The sequence below is a fragment of the Streptomyces sp. ADMS genome (assembly GCF_033441795.1).
Taxonomy (GTDB): Bacteria; Actinomycetota; Actinomycetes; order Streptomycetales; family Streptomycetaceae; genus Streptomyces.
Window position 1 is genome coordinate 1 of record NZ_JAVFVX010000245.1, and the last position, 3,585, is coordinate 3,585.

Consider the following 3,585-nt stretch of genomic DNA (forward strand, 5'->3'; position numbering starts at 1 on the left):
GATGGTGTCCCGCCGAGTGGTGTAGCCGATCAAGGTGTGGTTGTGCGCGGGCGGATGCTCGGGGCGTGCAACCGATAGCGGTGCCTGCTCCCTGTTCAAGGGGCAGGCCACCGCGTAACTCTCCCTGGTGAACGGCCAGTTCAACCCTGGAGGTGCGCGATGGCCCTGTCTCAGTCTGACCTACTTCGCCTGCTGGAGTCACTACGCTCGGCGGACGGACTCGAGCTCGTCCGCGGCGTCGCCGAGCGCATGCTGCAGGAGCTGATCGAAGCCGAGGCCACCGCCCGGATCGGCGCCGGGTGGAACGAGCACACCGAGACCCGCACCGCCTTCCGCAACGGCAACCGGGACAAGACCATCACCACCGGGGCCGGTGATCTGGAGCTTGCGATCCCCAAACTGCGCGCCGGCACCTTCTACCCCAGCCTGCTGGAGCGCCGACGCCGGATCGACCAGGCCCTGTACGCCGTCATCATGGAGGCCTACGTCCACGGCGTGTCCACCCGCTCGGTCGATGACCTGGTCAAAGCCCTGGGCGCGGACACCGGGATATCCAAGAGTGAGGTCTCGCGGATCTGTGGGGCCCTGGACGTGGAACTGACCGCGTTTCGCACCCGTCCCCTGGACCACGTCCGCTTCCCCTACATCTACCTGGACGCCACCTACTGCAAGGCCCGGGTGAACCACCAGATCGTCTCCCGGGCCGTGGTGGTGGCCACCGGCATCACCGAGGACGGGGGCCGCGAGGTACTGGGGGTGATGGTGGGTGACAGCGAGACCGAACTGTTCTGGACCCAGTTCCTGCGTCACCTGCGCGAACGCGGCCTGACCGGCGTCCGCCTGGTGCTCGGCGACAACCACTCCGGTCTGGTCAACGCGATCCGCAAGGTCATGATCGGCGCCGCCTACCAGCGCTGCCGTGTGCACTGGACCCGTTAAGAATCAACTCAGCGTATTTATCGTCGAGATGGAGGTGAGCAGTGATTCGGCCGTGCGGTGTTTGAAAGGGGCCGGTGGAAGGTGGAACCGCTCCGCATCGAGGAGAGGGCGGACGTCGCGGAAGGCGTTGCCGATGGTGCTCCGGTTCACCTGGAACAGCTCGGCCAGTACTTCGCCGGTGCAGACGCGACGGTGGAACAGGATGGTTGCCAGGACACGTTCCGAATCAGTGATCTTCTGGGCGAACACGCCACCGCGGGTGCCCGGTTGACGTGGTCTGCCGCGCTGGGTGTGACGGCGCCCCTCGACGAGGGCGGCCTGGCGGGGTGCGAGGCGTTCGATGAGTTCCTGCAGGTCCGTGCGGCTCATCCCGGTCAAGGCCGGATCGCAGAGCTCTTCGGGCAGAGACGTACGGCTTCGGGCGGGAAGAGTCCCGGCGTTGAGAAACCCGATCAGTTGGTCCGGTTCGGTGAACAGCAGTGTTGTCGGTTCCACCTTGACCTTGTGGCCGTCCAGGAGGCGACGGGTCTCGGTGATCACCGGGCTGATGACCCGGTCGGTGACTTCCAGCATCTCCGCCAGGACGCGTTGGGGACAGACCTGACGCAGGTAGAGGAGGGTTAGCAGGATGCGGTCGCGGCCGGTGAAGAGGGGCTTGCCGTGGTCTGCGGCCGCCTTGCGACGCGGTCCGCCCCGCTGCTGGAAGCAACGCCGCTCGCGCTCCGCCTCCTGTGCGGGAGCCAGCCGAGCCGTCACATCGTCGAGCTCAGTTGCGCTCATCCCGGTCATGCGGGGGTCATCCAGCATGTCCAGGACTGTTCTGCGTTCCGGCACCGTTGCCGTCGGCCCGCTTCCCGGCGGTGGCGGCTCCACAATGGTCAGAGGCGCGGGGTGGAGCGTGTAGTTCCAGCTGCCGCGCGCCTTGTGGGGTTCCAAGGGCAGTGCTTTCATACGGGCTTTGCTGATGGCGACGCCGAGCGGGTAAGAGCGGGTGTCAAGCTCGGCCTGGACGCGCAGCCCGTTGCGGGTGGTGGTGGAGGCGATCGCGTTCACGATGACTTCGTGGCTGGTCAGAGGTCTTCCGCGCCAGTTCATGGTGATGTGGGAGAAGAGTCGGTGCTCGATCTTGTTCCACTTCGACGTGCCGGGCGGAAAGTGGCAGACCGTGATCGACAGACCCGTTTCGGCGGCGAGCGCGGCCAGTTCCGCTTTCCAGGCGCGGTAGCGGTAGCTGTTGGAGCCGCCCGCGTCCGCGGTGATCAGCAGCCGAGTTGCGGCCGGGTAGTCGAGCTGACCGCGGGCCTGCCACCAGCGACGGATCGTGGCCACCGCGAAGGCAGAGGTGTTGTGATCGACGCCGACGCTGACCCATCCGGTGTCAGCGGCCAAGTCGTAGACACCGTAGGGGATCGCAGTCTCGCCCTTGGGCCCGGTGAAGAAGCTGTGATCCTCGACCTGGACCGGCTCGCCCTTGGGCCGCCACTCGCGTCCAGCGTTCGGCAGCTGCCCGACCATCTCCTTCTTCTTGGCGTCGACGCTGATCACCGGCTCGCCTGCGGCCTGTAACTGCTTGACTTGATCGTTGATGTAGTGGAACTGCGCGTCCCGATCCGGGTGCTGGTCACCTTCCAGCGTCTTGGTGTTCGACTGCAGGCTGAAGCCGTTCTCCCGCAGAAGCCGGCCGACGGTCACCGGCGAGACACGGTGTCCTCGCCTTGTGAGCTCCGCCGCGAGACGCCGCAGTGATTTCGTCGTCCAACGCAGCGGCGACATCGGATCGCCGCGCTCGTCCGGCTCGACCAGGCTCAACAGGGCGGGCAACAGTCCCGGATCCACCTCGGTCGCGGTCTTGCGCCCACCGCCCGGCCTACGGATCCGACCTTCCTCCAGGAACTCGCCGCCCGCCTCCAACTCGAAGACACCCTTGCGTACCGTGCTCTCGCTCGCGCCGGCGATCCTGGCCACGGCCCGCACCCCGCCGTGGCCCAGCAATCTCGCCTCAGTCGCGAGCGCGAGTCGACGCTGCCGCTCGTTCAGGTGGGGAAGCAACACCTCGAACCGAACGGCGAGTTGAGCCAGCACCGTGTCCTTGATCGCCATACCAGATCAACGAGGCGGGACTCAGGAAGCAATACCTTGTTCGCGTACGGGTCCACTTCCTGCGCAACGTCTTCGCCGTCATCCCCAAGGACGCCGCCGAGATGGTCGCCGCCACCATCCGAACCATCTTCGCCCAGACCGGTGCCGCAGCCGTCCGCGCCCAGCTGGAGACCGTCGCCGACATGCTCGGCCAGCAGTTCCCCAAGGTCAAACAGATGCTCCTCGACGCCACGGACGACCTGACCGCCTTCGCCGACTTCCCCGAACGACACTGGAAGAAGATCCAGTCGACCAACCCCCTGGAGCGGATCAACAGGGAGATCAAGCGCCGGATCGACGTCGTCCAGGTCTTCCCCAACGACGACGCACTGCTGCGGCTGATCACCGCCGTGCTCTTCGAGATGCACGACGAATGGATCGCCTTCCCCCGCCGCTACCTCCCCGAAGGAAGCATGGACCAGCTCTACCCCACCGAGCGCCCCGAAAGCGCCCCCGCACTACCCAACACCACCAACACGACCGCCACTTGATCGGCTACACCACTCG

At 66.2% G+C, this 3,585-nt stretch carries 1 protein-coding gene and 2 pseudogenes; 2 read left to right on the top strand and 1 reads right to left on the bottom strand.

Translation table 11 applies throughout. From position 1 onward, the window contains the following. Positions 1-159: 159 nt before the first annotated feature. Positions 160-936: pseudogene (locus RB628_RS39845) on the top strand (IS256 family transposase); the annotation flags it as partial. A gap of 6 nt (positions 937-942) precedes the next feature. Here the strand turns inward: RB628_RS39845 and RB628_RS39850 are convergent. Further along, positions 943-3,039, bottom strand: coding sequence for an ISAzo13 family transposase (locus RB628_RS39850; protein ID WP_318325539.1), 2,097 nt, complete (start codon positions 3,037-3,039; stop codon positions 943-945). A 41-nt stretch (positions 3,040-3,080) separates the two neighbouring features. On the opposite strand from RB628_RS39850, the pseudogene RB628_RS39855 reads away from it, so the two are divergent. Continuing rightward, positions 3,081-3,569, top strand: a pseudogene (locus RB628_RS39855) (transposase); the annotation flags it as partial. Positions 3,570-3,585: the final 16 nt, after the last annotated feature.